Origin of the sequence: Zobellella denitrificans (assembly GCF_002407485.1) — a bacterium.
Lineage (GTDB): Bacteria > Pseudomonadota > Gammaproteobacteria > Enterobacterales > Aeromonadaceae > Oceanimonas > Oceanimonas denitrificans.
The window spans coordinates 1,095,157-1,110,091 of sequence record NZ_CP012621.1 but is presented as its reverse complement, the minus strand read 5'-3'; the positions used below and the strand labels follow the sequence as shown (position 1 = coordinate 1,110,091).

Annotated in this window: 13 protein-coding genes; 6 read left to right on the top strand and 7 right to left on the bottom strand. The window is 66.1% G+C overall.

Annotation, left to right across the window (positions count from 1 at the left end; genetic code table 11):
* Window positions 1–3: 3 nt before the first annotated feature.
* Window positions 4–228, top strand: coding sequence for a hypothetical protein (locus AN401_RS05375; protein WP_096778714.1), 225 nt, complete (start codon window positions 4–6; stop codon window positions 226–228).
* Between the two features lie 46 nt (window positions 229–274).
* Here the strand turns inward: AN401_RS05375 and AN401_RS05370 are convergent, their stop codons facing one another.
* The 3 genes from AN401_RS05370 to dapA all read right to left on the bottom strand — a co-directional run bounded on the left by AN401_RS05370 (window position 275) and on the right by dapA (window position 4,610).
* Complete coding sequence (locus AN401_RS05370; RefSeq protein WP_096778713.1) at window positions 275–2,623, bottom strand: DNA polymerase II; 2,349 nt, start codon at window positions 2,621–2,623, stop codon at window positions 275–277.
* 102 nt (window positions 2,624–2,725) lie between these two features.
* Entirely contained in the window at window positions 2,726–3,718 is a 993-nt protein-coding gene (gene bamC / locus AN401_RS05365; protein WP_232513392.1) for an outer membrane protein assembly factor BamC, read from the bottom strand.
* A 4-nt stretch (window positions 3,719–3,722) separates the two neighbouring features.
* The gene (gene dapA / locus AN401_RS05360) at window positions 3,723–4,610 is read right to left on the bottom strand and encodes a 4-hydroxy-tetrahydrodipicolinate synthase (protein ID WP_094038059.1); all 888 of its coding nucleotides are present in this window, start codon (window positions 4,608–4,610) and stop codon (window positions 3,723–3,725) included.
* Window positions 4,611–4,740: 130 nt separating this feature from the next.
* On the opposite strand from dapA, the gene AN401_RS05355 reads away from it, so the two are divergent.
* Window positions 4,741–5,268, top strand: a complete 528-nt coding sequence (locus tag AN401_RS05355; protein ID WP_094038058.1) for a glycine cleavage system protein R — start codon at window positions 4,741–4,743, stop codon at window positions 5,266–5,268.
* A gap of 17 nt (window positions 5,269–5,285) precedes the next feature.
* Window positions 5,286–5,753: a thioredoxin-dependent thiol peroxidase gene (gene bcp, locus AN401_RS05350; RefSeq protein ID WP_096778711.1), complete on the top strand. Its 468-nt coding sequence runs from the start codon at window positions 5,286–5,288 to the stop codon at window positions 5,751–5,753.
* Between the two features lie 378 nt (window positions 5,754–6,131).
* On the opposite strand, the gene AN401_RS05345 is transcribed toward bcp, so the two are convergent.
* Window positions 6,132–6,575: a DUF6691 family protein gene (locus AN401_RS05345; RefSeq protein WP_094038056.1), complete on the bottom strand. Its 444-nt coding sequence runs from the start codon at window positions 6,573–6,575 to the stop codon at window positions 6,132–6,134.
* 2 nt (window positions 6,576–6,577) lie between these two features.
* Window positions 6,578–6,997 (bottom strand): YeeE/YedE family protein, encoded by a 420-nt coding sequence (locus AN401_RS05340; RefSeq protein WP_094038055.1) that lies wholly within the window; start codon window positions 6,995–6,997, stop codon window positions 6,578–6,580.
* A 171-nt stretch (window positions 6,998–7,168) separates the two neighbouring features.
* On the opposite strand from AN401_RS05340, the gene AN401_RS05335 reads away from it, so the two are divergent.
* Window positions 7,169–10,141, top strand: coding sequence for a sensor domain-containing phosphodiesterase (locus AN401_RS05335; protein WP_096778710.1), 2,973 nt, complete (start codon window positions 7,169–7,171; stop codon window positions 10,139–10,141).
* Here AN401_RS05335 and AN401_RS05330 read toward each other — a convergent pair.
* Window positions 10,122–10,592: a GlcG/HbpS family heme-binding protein gene (locus AN401_RS05330; RefSeq protein WP_096778709.1), complete on the bottom strand. Its 471-nt coding sequence runs from the start codon at window positions 10,590–10,592 to the stop codon at window positions 10,122–10,124. The two genes, AN401_RS05335 and AN401_RS05330, sit on opposite strands and share 20 nt — an antisense overlap.
* A gap of 150 nt (window positions 10,593–10,742) precedes the next feature.
* Between AN401_RS05330 and AN401_RS05325 the strand changes: the two genes are divergently transcribed.
* Both AN401_RS05325 and AN401_RS05320 read left to right on the top strand, forming a co-directional pair.
* Window positions 10,743–11,417: a winged helix-turn-helix domain-containing protein gene (locus tag AN401_RS05325; RefSeq protein ID WP_094038052.1), complete on the top strand. Its 675-nt coding sequence runs from the start codon at window positions 10,743–10,745 to the stop codon at window positions 11,415–11,417.
* Complete coding sequence (locus tag AN401_RS05320; protein WP_096778708.1) at window positions 11,398–12,735, top strand: sensor histidine kinase; 1,338 nt, start codon at window positions 11,398–11,400, stop codon at window positions 12,733–12,735. Before AN401_RS05325 ends, AN401_RS05320 begins: the two co-directional genes overlap by 20 nt.
* Before the next feature lie 136 nt (window positions 12,736–12,871).
* On the opposite strand, the gene tkt is transcribed toward AN401_RS05320, so the two are convergent.
* Window positions 12,872–14,869: a transketolase gene (gene tkt / locus AN401_RS05315; RefSeq protein ID WP_096778707.1), complete on the bottom strand. Its 1,998-nt coding sequence runs from the start codon at window positions 14,867–14,869 to the stop codon at window positions 12,872–12,874.
* Between the last annotated feature and the right edge of the window lie 66 nt (window positions 14,870–14,935).

Here is a 14,935-nt window from a genome sequence, read left to right as displayed (position 1 = left end):
ACCATGAGCGTCTGGCTCTGGATCGCCCTGCCCCTGCTGTTCCTTGTCGGCCTCTTCGTCAGCGCCCTCAAGGACACCAAGCAGGTGGAAAAAACCGTCATGAAAAACCGTGACAAGATGAAACTGCGCCAATGGGACGACGAGGAAGAAGAGCGCAAGAAGGACGACGACTGGGGCGTGCCCCCGGGCAGTTACCACCCGGACGACAAGGATAGCGATAAAAAATAACAAAAGCCTGGGGATTATCCGATCTCCGGCAGCCCTTTCCGGCTCGTTAAAACAGCCCCAGTTGCTGCCCGCTCAGGGCATCGAAACTCAGGCCCGCGAAGGGCAGAATGGCGTCGGCCACCGGCTTCAGCTGGCGGTCGATATAGTGCTGGTAGTCGATGGCCGACAGGCGGTATTCCTCGGGCTCTGGCCCGTTCACCGTGATCAGGTAGCGGATGACGCCCTTGTGCTGGTAGCGCAGGGGCAGGCCCCGCCGGACGTTGTGCTCGTCGGCCAGGCGCGCCGCCCGCACCTGGGGCGGCTGGGATTTCACGTACTGGGCCAGGGGCCGGCGCAGCCGCTTGCGATAGACCAGATCCGCATCCCGTTCGCCGGCCAGGGTCTGGGCCAGGGTCTGGCGGATAAAGTCGCTGGGATCCCGGTCCGCGAACACCAGCCGGTACAGCTCGGTCTGGAACTGCCGGGCCAGGGGCGTCCAGTCGGAGCGCACCGTTTCCATGCCCTTGAACACCAGCTCGCCCACGCCGTTTTTCAGCTGCAGCCCCGCGTAGCGTTTCTTCGAGCCCTGCTCCCGTCCCCGGATGGTGGGCATCAGGAAGCGGGCGAAATAGCTCTCGAACTGCAGTTCGAGAAAGCTCTCCAGTTGCAGCTGCGCGGCCAGTTTCTCCCGCCAGCGTCCGCTGACCAGGGCCGCCAGCCGCCGTCCCTCGCGGCTGGCCGAAGCCTCGTCGTGATCGCCTTCCAGCAGCACGAACACCGAGTCGGTATCGCCGTAGATCACCTCGTGACCCTCGCCTTCGATCCAGCGCGCGCTCTGCTGCATGATCTCGTGGCCGCGCAGGGTGATGGACGACGCCAGCCGGGTGTCGAAAAAGCGGCAGCCCCCCGAGCCCAGTACCCCGTAGAAGGAATTCATCAGGATCTTGATGGCCTGGGAGCGGGGTCCGTCCCGCTCCCGCTTGGCCTGATCCCGCTCCCGCCACAGCCGCTCGATGATGGCGGGCAGGAAGTGGTGGTGGCGGGAAAAGCGCCCGCCGCGAAAACCGGGAATGGCGTCTTCTTCCTCGAGGCCCAACACCAGGCCGAGGGGATCGATGCGGAAGGTGCGGATGATGGAGGGATAGAGGCTTTTGAAGTCCAGCACCAGCACATGGCGGTAGAGGCCGGGCCGGGAGTCCATCACATAGCCGCCGGGGCTGGCCAGGCCGCCGCCCGCCGGCAGGTTGGGGGCCACGAAGCCGGCCCGGTGCAGGTGGGGCAGGTAGACCTGGGTAAAGGCGGCCACCGAGCCGCCGACCCGGTCCAGCTCCAGGCCGGTAAGCTGGCTGCGCAGGCGCAGGAAATCGAGCAGCCGGGTCTGCTCGAAGATGTCCCACACCAGGCGGCAGTCCTCCAGGTTGTAGGCGGCGAGTTTCGGCTTGTTGTGGCGAAAATCCCGGCTGATGGCCGCCAGCCGGTTGGCCACGTCCTCGGTCTGCTTGCCCCGGCCCAGCAGCTGTTGGGCCACCGATTCCAGGCTGAAGCTGTCGAACTGGTAGCAGGCGGTCTTGAGCGCCTCTATGCCATCGATGGCCACCCGCCCGGGCAGGGTGAGGAACACCTGGCCGGTCAGGCTCTGCTCCCGCAGGTGCGCGACCTCGCCGCCCCGCCCCAGGCGCAGTTTCAGGTGGTGACAGGCCGCTCGCGCCAGCAGGGTGCGGAAGTCGAAGCCCACCAGGTTCCAACCGATGAGGATATCCGGGTCATGGGCGCTGATCTCCTGCTCCAGCGCCCGCAGCAGGGCCGGCTCGTCGGCCAGCCAGCGGATGTCGGTATCGGCAGGCTCGGGCTCGCCTATCATCAGCACCCGGGCAAGCTGCTCGCCGTAGAGGCCGATGGAATAGAGCTCGCCCCGGGCGGAGCATTCGATGTCCAGGGACAGCACCCGAAAGCGCGGGCGCCAGTCGGCCGCCTTGAGCCGGGCACCGACCAACTGGCGGTAGCCGTCCCGCCGCTGTTCCTGGCCGGTGAAGGCCAGGCTGCCGCGGATAAAGCGGCTGATCAGAAAACGCTCGTGCAGGCGGAAATCGTCCTCGTAGACCGTCACCCCTTCCCGGCGAAGCCACTGGGCCGCCGCCCGGTGCGCCGCCAGGGTGGGAAAGTAGAGCACCGCCACCGGTTGGTGCTCGAAGCTCTGCAGCCCGGGCTCGGCCCACTGGGAGTCGATACCCGCTGCCGTCAGCAGGCCCGTCACCCGCTCCCGTTCCGCCACCGGCACCATAAACAGCGGCCGCTCGCCGGCCAGCAGCAGCCGTACCGGGCCCTGCTCGGTGCAGAGCCAATAGCAGATTTCGGTGTGTCCCTGGACATCCCGGCTGTGGCGGCTGAGGATAAAACCCTGTTCTATCTGGTTCATGGACCCATTATAAGGAAGAACAAGGAGGGATCTCCTTGTGACGGGCGTGATAACAGAAAAGGGCCTGACGGCCCTTTTCTATCCGGTGGCAACAGGTTCGCCTTAACGGATGAGATCGGTACGCCGGAAGGCCTCGCCCAGGGTCGCGGCGAACCCGCCCAGCACCTCGGCCGACACCGGTATCCTGTCCTTGTCGCTCAGGGTGATGCTGCTCTGATTGCCCAGATCGCCCAGCTGGATGCGGTACTCCCGCTCGGGAATATCCAGCTCCGGCAGACCCAGCTCACGCCATTTGGAGGCACTCAGGCCGTCGTAGTCCACGTCCACGTAACCCAGCGCCTGCTGCCGGTTGGTCAGCTTGAAGCCCAGTTGGGGCAGCAGGGTGACCAGCCGTTTCCAGGTGCGATCATAGCCCTCGGCGGCCAGCAGGCGACCCTGGGGCTGATCCAGCTCCAGGGTGATGGGGCTGCGATCCAGCCGCTCCTGCTGCTGGGTCAGCTCACGCTGATAAGAGAGGGAAAAGGCATTGAGCATGGCCGCCTCGGCCCGCTGCCGATCCTGGGCCAGGCCCTCGCTTCCCACCAGGTTCACCTGCACCGCCACCGCTCGCCGCACCGCGTCCGGCACCAGCTGCCAGCCAAACCGTTGATCGGCATTGCCGATGGGCCGGCCGTTGCTCTGCCAGCCCTGGCCGTCACGGCCGGAGTCCGCCTTCTGGGCGGCGAAGAACGCCTCCAGCGCCTGACTCAGCTCCTGCTCCAGCGGCTGATCCAGCCGCTGCTGGTAAAACCAGAGCCCGGTTCCCCCGTCCATGGCTTCGGAGCCACGCACCAGGGGCAACACCTGGGTGGGGGGGCGGATGTCCAGCTCCCGGCCGGTCACGCCACGCTGGGCCCCGTCGGACAGGGCCGGCACCACGTAGTCGTTGTTGAAGGCAGGGGCTTCCAGCCCCCCCGGGATCAGCAGCGGGGTGCTCCTCAGGCGTTCGCCCTCGTAGTCGAAGCCGCGATTGGCCTGGCTGCGGGTTTCCGGGTTGCTGCAGCCCGCCAGCACACTGATGGCCAACAGGCCCACTACCATGTTTCTTGCATTCAAAGGTTTATCCACGCCCTATTAACTCCGCTTTGACTAACGCTGCCCTCACCTGCTCCCGCCCCGACATTTCCAGGGGGATCAAGGGCAAACGCGGCATTGGTGATGCAATGAGCCCGAGCTCGGCACAGGCCCATTTCACCGGTATGGGATTGGTATCACAAAACAAGGCCTGATGCAGGGGCAACAGCCGCCGCTGCATGGCCTCGGCCTCCGGCCAGTCGCCGGTCAGGGCGGCCCTGAACAGGGCCGCCATCTCGGCCGGTGCCACGTTGGCGGTGACCGACACCACCCCATGGCCACCCAGGCGCACGAAATCGAGCGCCAGGTGGTCGTCGCCGCTGAACAGCAGGAAATCGTCACCGCAACAGGCCTTCAGCTGGCTGACCCGCTCGAGCCGACCGCTGGCCTCTTTGATACCGATCACCGCCGCAAGTTCCGCCAGCCGCCCCACGGTGTCCGGCAGCAGATCGCAACCGGTGCGGCCCGGCACGTTGTAGAGGATCTGGGGCAGGCCACTGGCCTCGGTGATGGCGGTGTAATGGGCCCTGAGCGCGGCCTGGGACGGCTTGTTGTAGTAAGGCGTGACCGACAGCCCCGCCGTCACCCCCATCTCCTCCATGGCCCGGCTCAGGCGAATGGCCTGGCGGGTGTTGTTGGAGCCGCAGCCACCGATCACCGGGATGCGGCCGTCGGCCTGCTCCACCACGGCCCGCACCACCTCCAGGTGTTCGGCGGTGCTCAGGGTCGGCGACTCGCCGGTGGTGCCCATGGCGGCGATGGCGCCGGTGCCGCAGGCCACATGATGGTCGACCAGCCGGCGCAGGCTGGAAAAGTCGACTTCACCCTCTGCCGTCATCGGCGTGATCAAGGCCACTATGCTGCCGCTGAACATGGAAAATCCCGTTAGGTTTCAAGTGCTCGTATGGTAGTGGCGACACCACAGGAATACAAGAGAGGCGCTGGAGCCCCCCTCGATTTGTGCTACCATGGCCGCTCTCTTCCACTGATCTTTCGGACCGCCGATGACCCATCATCTCGTGGTGACCGCCATAGGCGAAAACAGACCCGGTATCGTGAACGAAGTGGCCCGCCACGTCACCGACTGCGGCTGCAACATCGTCGACAGCCGGCTCGGCATCTTCGGCAACGAGTTCACCTTTATCCTGCTGCTGTCCGGCAGCTGGAACCAGATCACCCGGCTCGAGACCACCCTGCCCCTGTTTGGCCAGAGCCAGGAGCTTATCACCATGATGAAGCGCACCCAGGTGCTGAGCCAGCCCAGCTACGCCCTGAGCGCCGACGTGGAAATGGTGCTGGCCGACAGGCCGGGCATCGTCAACCGCTGCACCCAGTTCTTCAGCGACCGGGGCTGGGACATCCAGGCGATGCAGAGCCAGACCCTGTCCGGCAACGAGGCAGGAAAGTTCAGCGCACATTTCCAGCTCAACCTCCCCGAACGGCTGGCCGATGGCGAGGCGGAAGACACCTTCTCTCAGTTGTGCCGGGAGCTGGAGTGCGAACGCCACAGCTTTCGCCTTAAACGCAAATAACCCACAGGAAAGCGCAGATGACTTATCTTCCCGAAGGCAGCCAGGCCCCGGCCTTCACCCTGCCCGATCAGAATGGCGCACCGGTCAGCCTGGACCAGTTCCGGGGCAAAAAGGTGCTGGTGTATTTCTATCCCAAGGCCATGACCCCCGGCTGCAAGGTGCAGGCCTGCGGCCTGCGCGACAGCCGGGCGGAGCTTGACGCTCTGGGCATGGTGGTGCTCGGCATCAGCCCGGACCCGGTGGCCCGGCTCAAGAAGTTCGAGGAAAAGGACAACCTCAATTTCACTCTGCTGTCCGACGAGGATCACGCCGTGGCCGACGCCTTCGGGGTCTGGGGGCCGAAGAAGTTTATGGGCAAGGAGTACGACGGCATCCACCGCATCAGCTTCCTCATCGACGAGGCGGGCAAGGTGGCCAGGGTATTCGACAAGTTCAAGACCAAGGATCACCACCAGGTGGTGCTGGATCACCTGAACCAGGCGTAGGCTGGAAGCTGGAAGCCTGACTCTTGGTCACAAGTCCGGCCGTCTGATTCAGCGCAGGGAAGAGGCAGCAGGGCTACCTCCGCCGACACGCCGCAAGTACGTCCATGTAGGCTCGCACATGCCGTCCCTGGCATGTGACGGTCGGCGGAGGCAATCCCTGTTGCCTCTTTCCAGCTCCGATGCTGCTTGAAGGTGGTGCCAACCGGCGGCTGCGAGGCGATAGAGAGGACAAAGGGCGCAGCTCCGCCGGCCCTCCGCGCTAGGGAGGGCGCGGCGGAGCCTCCAGGGATGGATTTACGGCGTGCCGGAGGAGCTGTGCACTTTGGCCGATGTTTTGCTGATCTAAAGTCAACAAAAACTTGTGACTAAAAGTCAGGCTTACGGCTTCCCGCTTCCAGCTGCCGTGCCTCCCGCTGCCGTCAGGCGCCCCGCCAGCCAGAAGCCGGCCACCATGGCGGCGATAAAGAGCCCGGCCTGCCACTGCAGGCTGCCCGCCAGGCCGATGGCCGGCCCGGGGCAGATCCCCGCCAGGCCCCAGCCGATGCCGAAGATCAGCGCCCCGCCGACCAGCCGCGCATCGATGGTCGGCGCCGGCACCTTGGGCAGCTCGGTACCCAGCACACAGCGGTCATGGCCCTTGCGCCAGAGCAAATAGCCCGGCGTAAACACGGCCAGGGCGCCCCCCATCACCAGCACCAGGCTGGGATCCCAGTCGCCGAACAGGTTGAGAAACCCCAGCACCTTGGCCGGATCTATCATGCCGGACACCACCAGGCCCAGTCCGAACAGGCCGCCGGACAACAACGCGATCAGCATCAACATGATCAACCTCCCCAGCCAAGCAGGGTGACGGTGGCAATACCGGCGGCGATAAATACCAGGGTCGCCACTACTGAGCGGAGCGAAAAGCGGCCCATGCCGCAGATGCCGTGGCCGCTGGTGCAGCCGTTGCCCAGCCGGGTGCCCAGGCCTACCAGCAGGCCGGCCAGCACCAACTTGAGCACCGAAAACCGTTCCAGAGACGGCGCCTCGGCCAGACCGCTACCGAACAGGACAAAGGGCACCAGCAGCAGGCCGGCGACAAAGGCGATACGCCAGCCCTTGTCGGGCTGGGCGCCGATACCGGCGACGATGCCGCTGATGCCGGCGATGCGGCCGCCCACGATCAGCAGCAGCAGGGCGCCGCCGCCGATCAGCAGGCCGCCCAGCAGGGCGGTCCAGGGGGTGAAGTTCACTATGGTCATCAGGTCACTCCATTAAATTAGTATGAACTAATGATACAACACCCACCTTATTTAGCAATAACTAATATAAAAGCAACCAGCTCGTCGCTGCCCCGTTATTTACAACACCGCCGCCAGTCGTCAATATGATGCCCATTCGGCAAGCGTGCACTCACAAGGACTCTCAGTATCATGCAGTTGCCTGCATTCCACAGGACCCGGCACCAGTTGTGCTTTTTCAGGCTGGATCCCCAGTTTTGCCTCTATCCGCTGACCCCCTTGCCCCCTGCCGATATTCCGCTTCCCGATCCCCAGCGCTCCCTGCTCAGCCAGCTCGGTGACCTTGAGCGCCGGCAACTGGAACAACTGTGCGCCGCAGGGCACGCGGCCAGCATCGGCCTGACCATAGGAGGACGGCGCTGGCAATGCCACCTGGCTCCGACCGAGCCCAACGGCTGGCTGCTCAGCGCCGACATGGGCCAGTTCCAGCACCAGGACGCCCTCGGCCTGATGGAATGGCAACTGCAGCAGAGCTGGCACCAGCCGGCCCCCCTCTCGGCCAGGCTGCCGGCACTGATGGACACCCTGCTCAACCAGTTGCAGGCGGACAGGATCATCCTGTGGCGCCATTACCCGGAAGAAGAGCTGCTGCGCCCGCTTTACAGCCAGGGGCTGCCCTTTCTGCTGCATCCGGTCAGGGCCGAGCGCCGCTACCTGCGCACCCTGCAGCAGCGGGGCGGCCTGAGCTACAGCCACTGCGCCCAGCAGCCCCTGCTCGGCGCCTTCGACTACCTGGCGAAGGACGGCATCCAGCACCGGCTGGACGTGCCCCTGCCGGCCAACAGCAAGGTGGCCGGCCTCGTCAGCCTGGAATACGCCCGCCCCCGGGCGCCGCTGGCGGCCTCGGACCTGCAGTTTGCCGCCGCCCTGGCCGGCCGGTTGGCCGAGCTTGTCGCCGCCCCCGCCGAGACCGTACCGGCCGATGGCACAGCGACGGATATCTCGTCCCTGATCCCCCTGCTGTGCCGCCACACCGGCCAGGATTTCTTTAACCAGCTGATGCTGCAACTGGCCGAACTCTGCGGCGCCGACCTGGCCCTGGTCGGGCTGCAGCACCGGCGGCAGGACAAGGTACGGGTGCTGTCCTGCTATGAAGGGGGACAGCTCCAGCCGCCCTTCAGTTACCCGCTGGCCGGTACCCCCTGCACCTTCAGCCATGACACCGACAGCCGCATCTGTATCTACCCCCGCGATGTCGCCGAGCTGTTCCCGCAAGACAGCCTGCTGCGGGAAAAGGGCCTGCAGGCCTATATCGGCCTGTCGCTCAAGGATGAGGAGCACAAACCGGTGGGACTGGTGGTGCTGCTGTTCAAGCGGCCGCTGGCAGCCGGCGCCGCCATCCAGACCCTGCTCGAGCAGCTCGAGCCCAGGGTCAGGGCCGAGCTGCTGCGCCGGCGGGATCAGGAAGCCCTGATGGTGGCGGCCGCCGCCTTCGAAACCCAGGAGGGGCTCTTCATCACCGACAACCGGCTGCGCCTCCAGCAGGCCAACCGGGCTTTCGCCGAAATGAGCGGCTACGGCCGGGACGAGCTGGTGGGCTGCTCCGCCCTCGAGTTCAGGGCCGAAGATCCCCATACCGCCACGGTGGACGCCATCGTCCAGGCCATGGAGCAACGACACCAGTGGCAGGGAGAGCAGCGGCTGCGCCGGGCGGATGGCCGGGAGCTGGCGGTCAATATCCATATTACCGAGGTCCGGGACGGTCTCGGTATGGTGCACTATGTGTGCTGCGTGGAGGACATTTCCGGACAGAAGGCCGACAAGCAGCGCATCGAACAGATGGCCTATTTCGACGAACTCACCGGCCTGCACAACCGCCGCTTCATGGTCGAGCATATCGCCCATACGGTGGCCCTGGCCGAACACGAAGCCAGCCGGGGTGCCCTGCTGCTGCTCGACCTGGACGATTTCAAGAACATCAACGATTCCCTCGGCTACGCCCTCGGCGACGCCCTGCTGGTGCAGGTGGCCGAGCGCCTGGGGCTCTTCGCCGAACAGATCGAGGGCGCCAGCCTGGCGCGCATCGCCAGCGACGAATTCGTGCTGCTGTGCCCCAACCTGGGCCACGGCTACTCGGCGGCCAAGACCCGGGCCGAGCAACTGGCCAACGCCCTGCGCGAGCAGTTCCTGCTGCCCTTCCAGCTCGACCAGTTGCGCCTGCACCTGAGCGCCAGCCTCGGCATCAGCCTGTTTCCGGTGGCCGGCCTGGGGCTGGAGGAGTACATGCGCCAGGCGGACACCGCCAACCACATGGCCAAGCGCATCGCCCCCGGCAGCCATGTGTTCTTCAGCCAGGAAATGGCCGACGAGGTGCAGGAACGGCTGGGTCTGTCCAATGCCCTGCAGCAGGCGCTGAAGGATCAGGCACTGGAACTCCACTTCCAGCCCCAGCTGGGCGTGGACGACGACCGCCAGCTGGGGCTGGAAGCCCTGCTGCGCTGGCATCCCCCCGGCGGGAGCCCGATACCGCCGGCACATTTTATTCCGGTGGCGGAGGAAACCTCGCTCATCTGCGACATCGGCGACTGGGTATTGCAGCAGGCCTGTGCCCGTATCCAGGCCTGGCAGGCAGCAGGCCTGCAGCCCGGCCGGGTCTCGGTCAATATCAGCGCCCGCCACTTCCACGGGCCGGATTTTGTCACCCGGCTCTCGGCCCTGCTGCAACAATACCCCGCCGGCAGGAACAGACTGACGCTGGAAGTCACCGAGGGAGTGATCCTCGAAAACCTGCAGGAAAGCCGGGCCCGCATGTCCCAGATCAAGGCCCTGGGCGTGGGGCTGTCCATCGACGACTTCGGCACCGGCTATTCCTCCTTTGCCTATCTGCGGGAACTGCCGGTGGACGAGATCAAGCTGGATCGCTCCTTTATCCAGCACATCGACAAGCGCCCCCAGGACAAGGCCATCATCGCCTGCCTGCTGGAGCTGGCCGCCATCCTCAAACTGACGGTGGTGGCGGAAGGGGTGGAAACCGAGCAGCAGTTGGCCAGCCTGGCCGAGCTCGGCTGCCCGGCCTACCAGGGCTACCTGCGCGCCCGCCCCATGCCGGAGCCGCAACTGATGGCCTGGCTGGCGGAGCAGGCGCCTAGTTCAGTACGGCGTTGAGCGCGGCCTCGGCACAGGCCTGGTCCAGGTGGCCGCCGGGCGCCCCGCCGATGCCGATGCCGCCCACCAGTTGCTCCTTCACCCGCACCGGCACGCCGCCGCCCAGGATCAGCAGGTCCGGATGCATCTCGCGCAGGCCGAACAGCGCCGGCTTGTCGGCGATGTTGTTGGCCAGCTCGGCGGTCACCACCCCCATGGAAGCGGCGGTAAAGGCCTTTTTGCGCGCGCTTTCCACCGTGTGGGGACCGGCCTGTTCGTGGCGCGCCAGTGCCTTGAGCACGCCCGAGCGATCCACCACCGCCACCGTGACGTGGTAGCCGTCCTTGGCGCACTGGTTCAGGCCGGCGGTCACCAGCTGCTGAGCGGTGTCGGTGTCGAGCACGGCGGTGTCCAGGGTTTGCGCCTGGGCGCCAAGGCCGGCCAGGGCCAGCAGGGCAAGGTATTTTTTCATCGTTCGTTCTCCGCTGTGAATGAGGAGCCGACTATAGCCCCCCTCGCTTGCCGCCACCTTGCCGCCGCATTACAAGTTGGAAAGGTTGGCGGCAAGCAGCGGTCGCGGCGCTACAATGGCAGCCTTTCTCATTCCCTCGGAGCGGAACACATGGAACTGCTGCTGGTCGAAGACGACCATAAAATTGCCGCCTTCCTCGACCGGGGCCTCACCGAGCAGGGTTACCGGGTGCATCATTGCAGCCGGGCGGAAGACGCCGCCGGCCGGGCCCTGGAGCAGGCGCCCGATGTGGCCATCGTCGACATCATGCTGCCGGGCCGGGACGGCCTCAGCCTGGTGCGGGAATGGCGCGGCCAGGGCGTCGATTTTCCCATCCTGCTGCTGAGCGCCCGGCGCTCGATCGACGACAGGGTGCAGGGCCTGCGCCTCGGCGGCGACGACTACCTGACCAAGCCGTTCGCCTTCAGCGAACTGCTGGCCCGGCTGGAGGCCCTGCTGCGCCGGCGCCAGCCGGCACCGGCCGACACCCTGTTGCAACTGGCGGATCTGCGGCTGGATCCGCTGCGCAAGCAGGCCTGGCGCGGCGAGCAGAAACTGGCGCTGCAACCCCGCGAACTGGTGCTGCTCGAACTGCTGCTGCGCCACCAGGGTCGGGTGCTGTCCCGCACCCAGATCCTGGAGCGGGTCTGGGATTACCGCTTCGATCCCCAGACCAATGTGGTGGACGTGCTGGTGTGCCGGCTGCGCAACAAGATAGACAAGGACAGGCCGCAGAAACTGCTGCACACCCTGAGAGGCATCGGCTATGTCCTGCGCACCGATTGAGCCCCGCTTTGCCACCGGGCGCATCCTCACCCTCTGGTACCTGCTGCTGATGACCCTGGTCACCGGCGGCCTGTTGCTGGCCGGCGATCATCTGCTCGGCAAGCGGTTGCTGGAAAAGGACCGGCAACTGGTCGCCACCCTGCTCGACAACTACCAGCGCGTCGGCCTGGATGCCGGTCCCGACAAGCTGGTGCACGTGCTGCAACGGGACCGGGACTTTCTCGAACTCAGCCACTACCGGGTGCGCTACCGCGCCCCGGACGGGCACTTGCTGTTCAGCGCCGGTCCGGCGCTGCCTTCGGCCGGTGACGGACGGCTCGCCGACGACAGCTGGAGCCAGGGGTACCGGTGGCAGGGATACCGGTTGCAGGTGGCGCTGGCGGCACAGCCCCGGCACCAGGATCTGGCCCGCTACCGGCAGACCATGCTGCAGCTGATGCTGCCCATGCTGCTGTGCAGCCTGCTGCTGGTGGCCTGGCTCACCCGGCGCACCCTGCGCCCGATACGGGCGCTGATCCAGCGGGTGGCCGGCCTGCAACGGGACGGCCTGGAGCAGCAGGTACCCGCGACCGCCTCGCCCCGCACCGAGCTGGGGCAGTTGACCCTGCTGTTCAACCAGCAGATGGCCCGTATCCACCGCCTGGTCAGCGGCCTGCGCCACGCCCTGGACAGCGCCGCCCACGATCTGCGCACCCCCCTCACCCGCCAGCGCCTGAGCCTGGAGCAGGCCCTGGCCAGTCCGGATCCGGCCCGCTGGCATGAAAGCCTGCTCGACTGCGCCGAGGAAAACCAGCGCATGGAGGCCCTGCTCGGTTATCTGCTGGCGATCACCGCCGCCGAGCAGGGCCTGGATCCCGCCCGCCGCCAGCGCTGCGAGCTGGGTGCACTGCTGCGGGAGGTGAGCGAGCTGTACGAACTGGCCGCCGAGGACAAGGGCCTGCACCTCGACACCGAGCTGGCGCCGGCGCTGTGGCTGCAGGGCGACGCCCAGGCCCTGCGCCAGGCCTTCGCCAACCTGCTCGACAACGCCGTCAAGTACACCCCGCCAGGCGGCCGGGTCCGGATCCGGGCCGCACGGTTCGACACCCAGATAACGGTGGTGGTCGAAGACTCGGGGATGGGTATCGATCCGGTCGACCTGCCCCATATCTTCGAACGCCTGTACCGGGCCGACCGTGGCCGCCACAGCCCGGGCCACGGCCTCGGGCTGGCCCTGGTCAAGGCGATTCTCGACGGCCACCAGGCCCGCATCGAGGTCGAGTCCGGCACGCAGGGCAGCCGCTTTCGCTGCCTCTTTCCTCTAAACAACTCATCCTAATGGTGCGACAGCGACCGGCCACCGTCCGCTCGCTGCCGATAGCGATCTGGTAGTCGGAAACATTATTTAGCAGGCCGGATCCCGGGCATAAAAAAACCGGCTGCAGCAGCCGGTTTCTTACGGGATGGGGGAAGGCTCAGGCCAGCAGGGCCTTGGCCTTTTCCACCACGTTGTCGACAGTAAAGCCGAACAGCTTGAACAGGTCGCCGGCCGGGGCCGATTCACCGAAGCTGTGCATACCGATGATGTCGCCACCGAAGCCCACGTACTTGTACCAGTAGTCGGCGATGCCCGCTTCCACCGCCAGGCGCTTGGTGACGGCGGCGGGCAGCACGCTTTCCTTGTAGTCGGCGGACTGGGCGTCGAACACATCGGTACAGGGCAGGGACACCACCCGCACCGCGCGGCCTTCGGCGCTCAACTGCTCACAGGCGGCCACCGCCAGCTCCACTTCGGAGCCGGTGGCGATGATGATGAGCTCGGGAGTGCCGGCGCAGTCCTTCAGTACATAGCCGCCCTTGGCCACGTCGGCCAGCTGGGCCTCGGTGCGCTCCATCTGTCCCAGGTTCTGGCGGGAGAAGATAAGAGAGGTCGGACCGTCCTTGCGCTCGATGGCGTGTTTCCAGGCCACGGCGGACTCGACCTGGTCGCAGGGGCGCCAGGTGCTCATGTTGGGGGTCAGGCGCAGGGAGGCGATCTGCTCCACCGGCTGGTGGGTGGGGCCGTCTTCGCCCAGGCCGATGCTGTCGTGGGTGTAGACGAAGATGGAGCGCTGCTTCATCAGGGCCGCCATGCGCACCGCGTTGCGGGCGTATTCCACGAACATCAGGAAGGTACCGCCGTAGGGCACGAAGCCGCCGTGCAGGGCGATGCCGTTCATGATGGCGCTCATGCCGAACTCGCGCACCCCGTAGTGCAGGTAGTTGCCGCTGGCGTCTTCGGCGCTGATCGGCTGGGAGCCCTTGTGCATGGTCAGGTTGGAAGGCGCCAGGTCGGCGCTGCCGCCGAGCAGTTCGGGCAGGATGGCGCCGTAGGCGTCCAGGGCGTTCTGGGAGGCCTTGCGGGTGGCGATCTTGGCCGGGTTGGCCTGCAGGGTCTTGATGAAATCGGCGCTCTGGGCGGCCCAGTCGGCGGGCAGTTCACCGCTCAGGCGACGCTTGAGTTCGATGGCCAATGCCGGATGGGCGGCGGCGTAGGCGGCGAATCTTTCGTTCCAGGCGGCTTCGGCAGCCTGGCCCTTGGCCTTGGCGTCCCACTCGCCGTAAACGTCGGCAGGGATCTCGAAGGGGGCGTGGCTCCAGCCCAGTTGCTCGCGGGTGGCGGCGATCTCGGCGTCACCCAGGGGCGCGCCGTGGCAGTCGTGGCTGCCGGCCTTGTTGGGAGAGCCGAAACCGATCACGGTCTTGCAGCAGATCAGGGTCGGGCGGGAAGTATCCGCACGGGCGGCGTCGATGGCGGCGGCCACGGCGGCGCTGTCATGGCCGTCGACATTGGCGATCACCTGCCAGCCGTAAGCTTCGAAGCGTTTGGGCGTGTCGTCGCTGAACCAGCCGTCGACGTGACCGTCGATGGAGATGCCGTTGTCGTCCCAGAAGGCGATAAGCTTGCCCAGCCCCAGGGTGCCGGCCAGGGAGCAGGCTTCGTGGGAGATGCCTTCCATCAAGCAGCCGTCGCCCAGGAAGCAGTAGGTGTAGTGGTCCACCACCTCATGGCCGGGGCGGTTGAACTGGGCGGCCAGGGCCTTCTCGGCGATGGCCATGCCCACGGCGTTGGTGATGCCCTGGCCCAGGGGGCCGGTGGTGGTTTCCACGCCCGGCGCATAGCCGTACTCGGGGTGGCCCGGGGTCTTGGAGTGCAGCTGGCGGAACTGCTTGAGATCGTCGATGGACAGCTCGTAACCGGTCAGGTGCAGCAGGGAGTACAGCAGCATGGAGCCGTGGCCGTTGGACAGGATGAAACGGTCGCGGTCGGCCCAGTTGGGGTTGGCGGGGTTGTGCTGCAAGTAATCACGCCACAACACCTCGGCGATATCCGCCATGCCCATGGGGGCTCCGGGGTGGCCGGAATTGGCTTTCTGCACCGCATCCATACTCAATGCGCGCACGGCATTGGCCAGCACTTGACGAGAAGGCATCGACATCTCCTGAGAACATTTACATGTAGGGTTAAATAGACGGCGGTATTGTCCCAAAGACTGCCG

What these genes read in the sequence shown, in the direction of transcription:
- AN401_RS05375 (WP_096778714.1), top strand. Translation starts at nt 4, where the DNA reads ATGAGCGTCTGGCTCTGGATCGCCCTGCCCCTGCTGTTCCTTGTCGGC.
- AN401_RS05370 (WP_096778713.1), bottom strand. Translation starts at nt 2,623, where the DNA reads ATGAACCAGATAGAACAGGGTTTTATCCTCAGCCGCCACAGCCGGGAT.
- dapA (WP_094038059.1), bottom strand. Translation starts at nt 4,610, where the DNA reads ATGTTCAGCGGCAGCATAGTGGCCTTGATCACGCCGATGACGGCAGAG.
- AN401_RS05355 (WP_094038058.1), top strand. Translation starts at nt 4,741, where the DNA reads ATGACCCATCATCTCGTGGTGACCGCCATAGGCGAAAACAGACCCGGT.
- bcp (WP_096778711.1), top strand. Translation starts at nt 5,286, where the DNA reads ATGACTTATCTTCCCGAAGGCAGCCAGGCCCCGGCCTTCACCCTGCCC.
- AN401_RS05345 (WP_094038056.1), bottom strand. Translation starts at nt 6,575, where the DNA reads ATGTTGATGCTGATCGCGTTGTTGTCCGGCGGCCTGTTCGGACTGGGC.
- AN401_RS05340 (WP_094038055.1), bottom strand. Translation starts at nt 6,997, where the DNA reads ATGACCATAGTGAACTTCACCCCCTGGACCGCCCTGCTGGGCGGCCTG.
- AN401_RS05335 (WP_096778710.1), top strand. Translation starts at nt 7,169, where the DNA reads ATGCAGTTGCCTGCATTCCACAGGACCCGGCACCAGTTGTGCTTTTTC.
- AN401_RS05330 (WP_096778709.1), bottom strand. Translation starts at nt 10,592, where the DNA reads ATGAAAAAATACCTTGCCCTGCTGGCCCTGGCCGGCCTTGGCGCCCAG.
- AN401_RS05325 (WP_094038052.1), top strand. Translation starts at nt 10,743, where the DNA reads ATGGAACTGCTGCTGGTCGAAGACGACCATAAAATTGCCGCCTTCCTC.
- AN401_RS05320 (WP_096778708.1), top strand. Translation starts at nt 11,398, where the DNA reads ATGTCCTGCGCACCGATTGAGCCCCGCTTTGCCACCGGGCGCATCCTC.
- tkt (WP_096778707.1), bottom strand. Translation starts at nt 14,869, where the DNA reads ATGCCTTCTCGTCAAGTGCTGGCCAATGCCGTGCGCGCATTGAGTATG.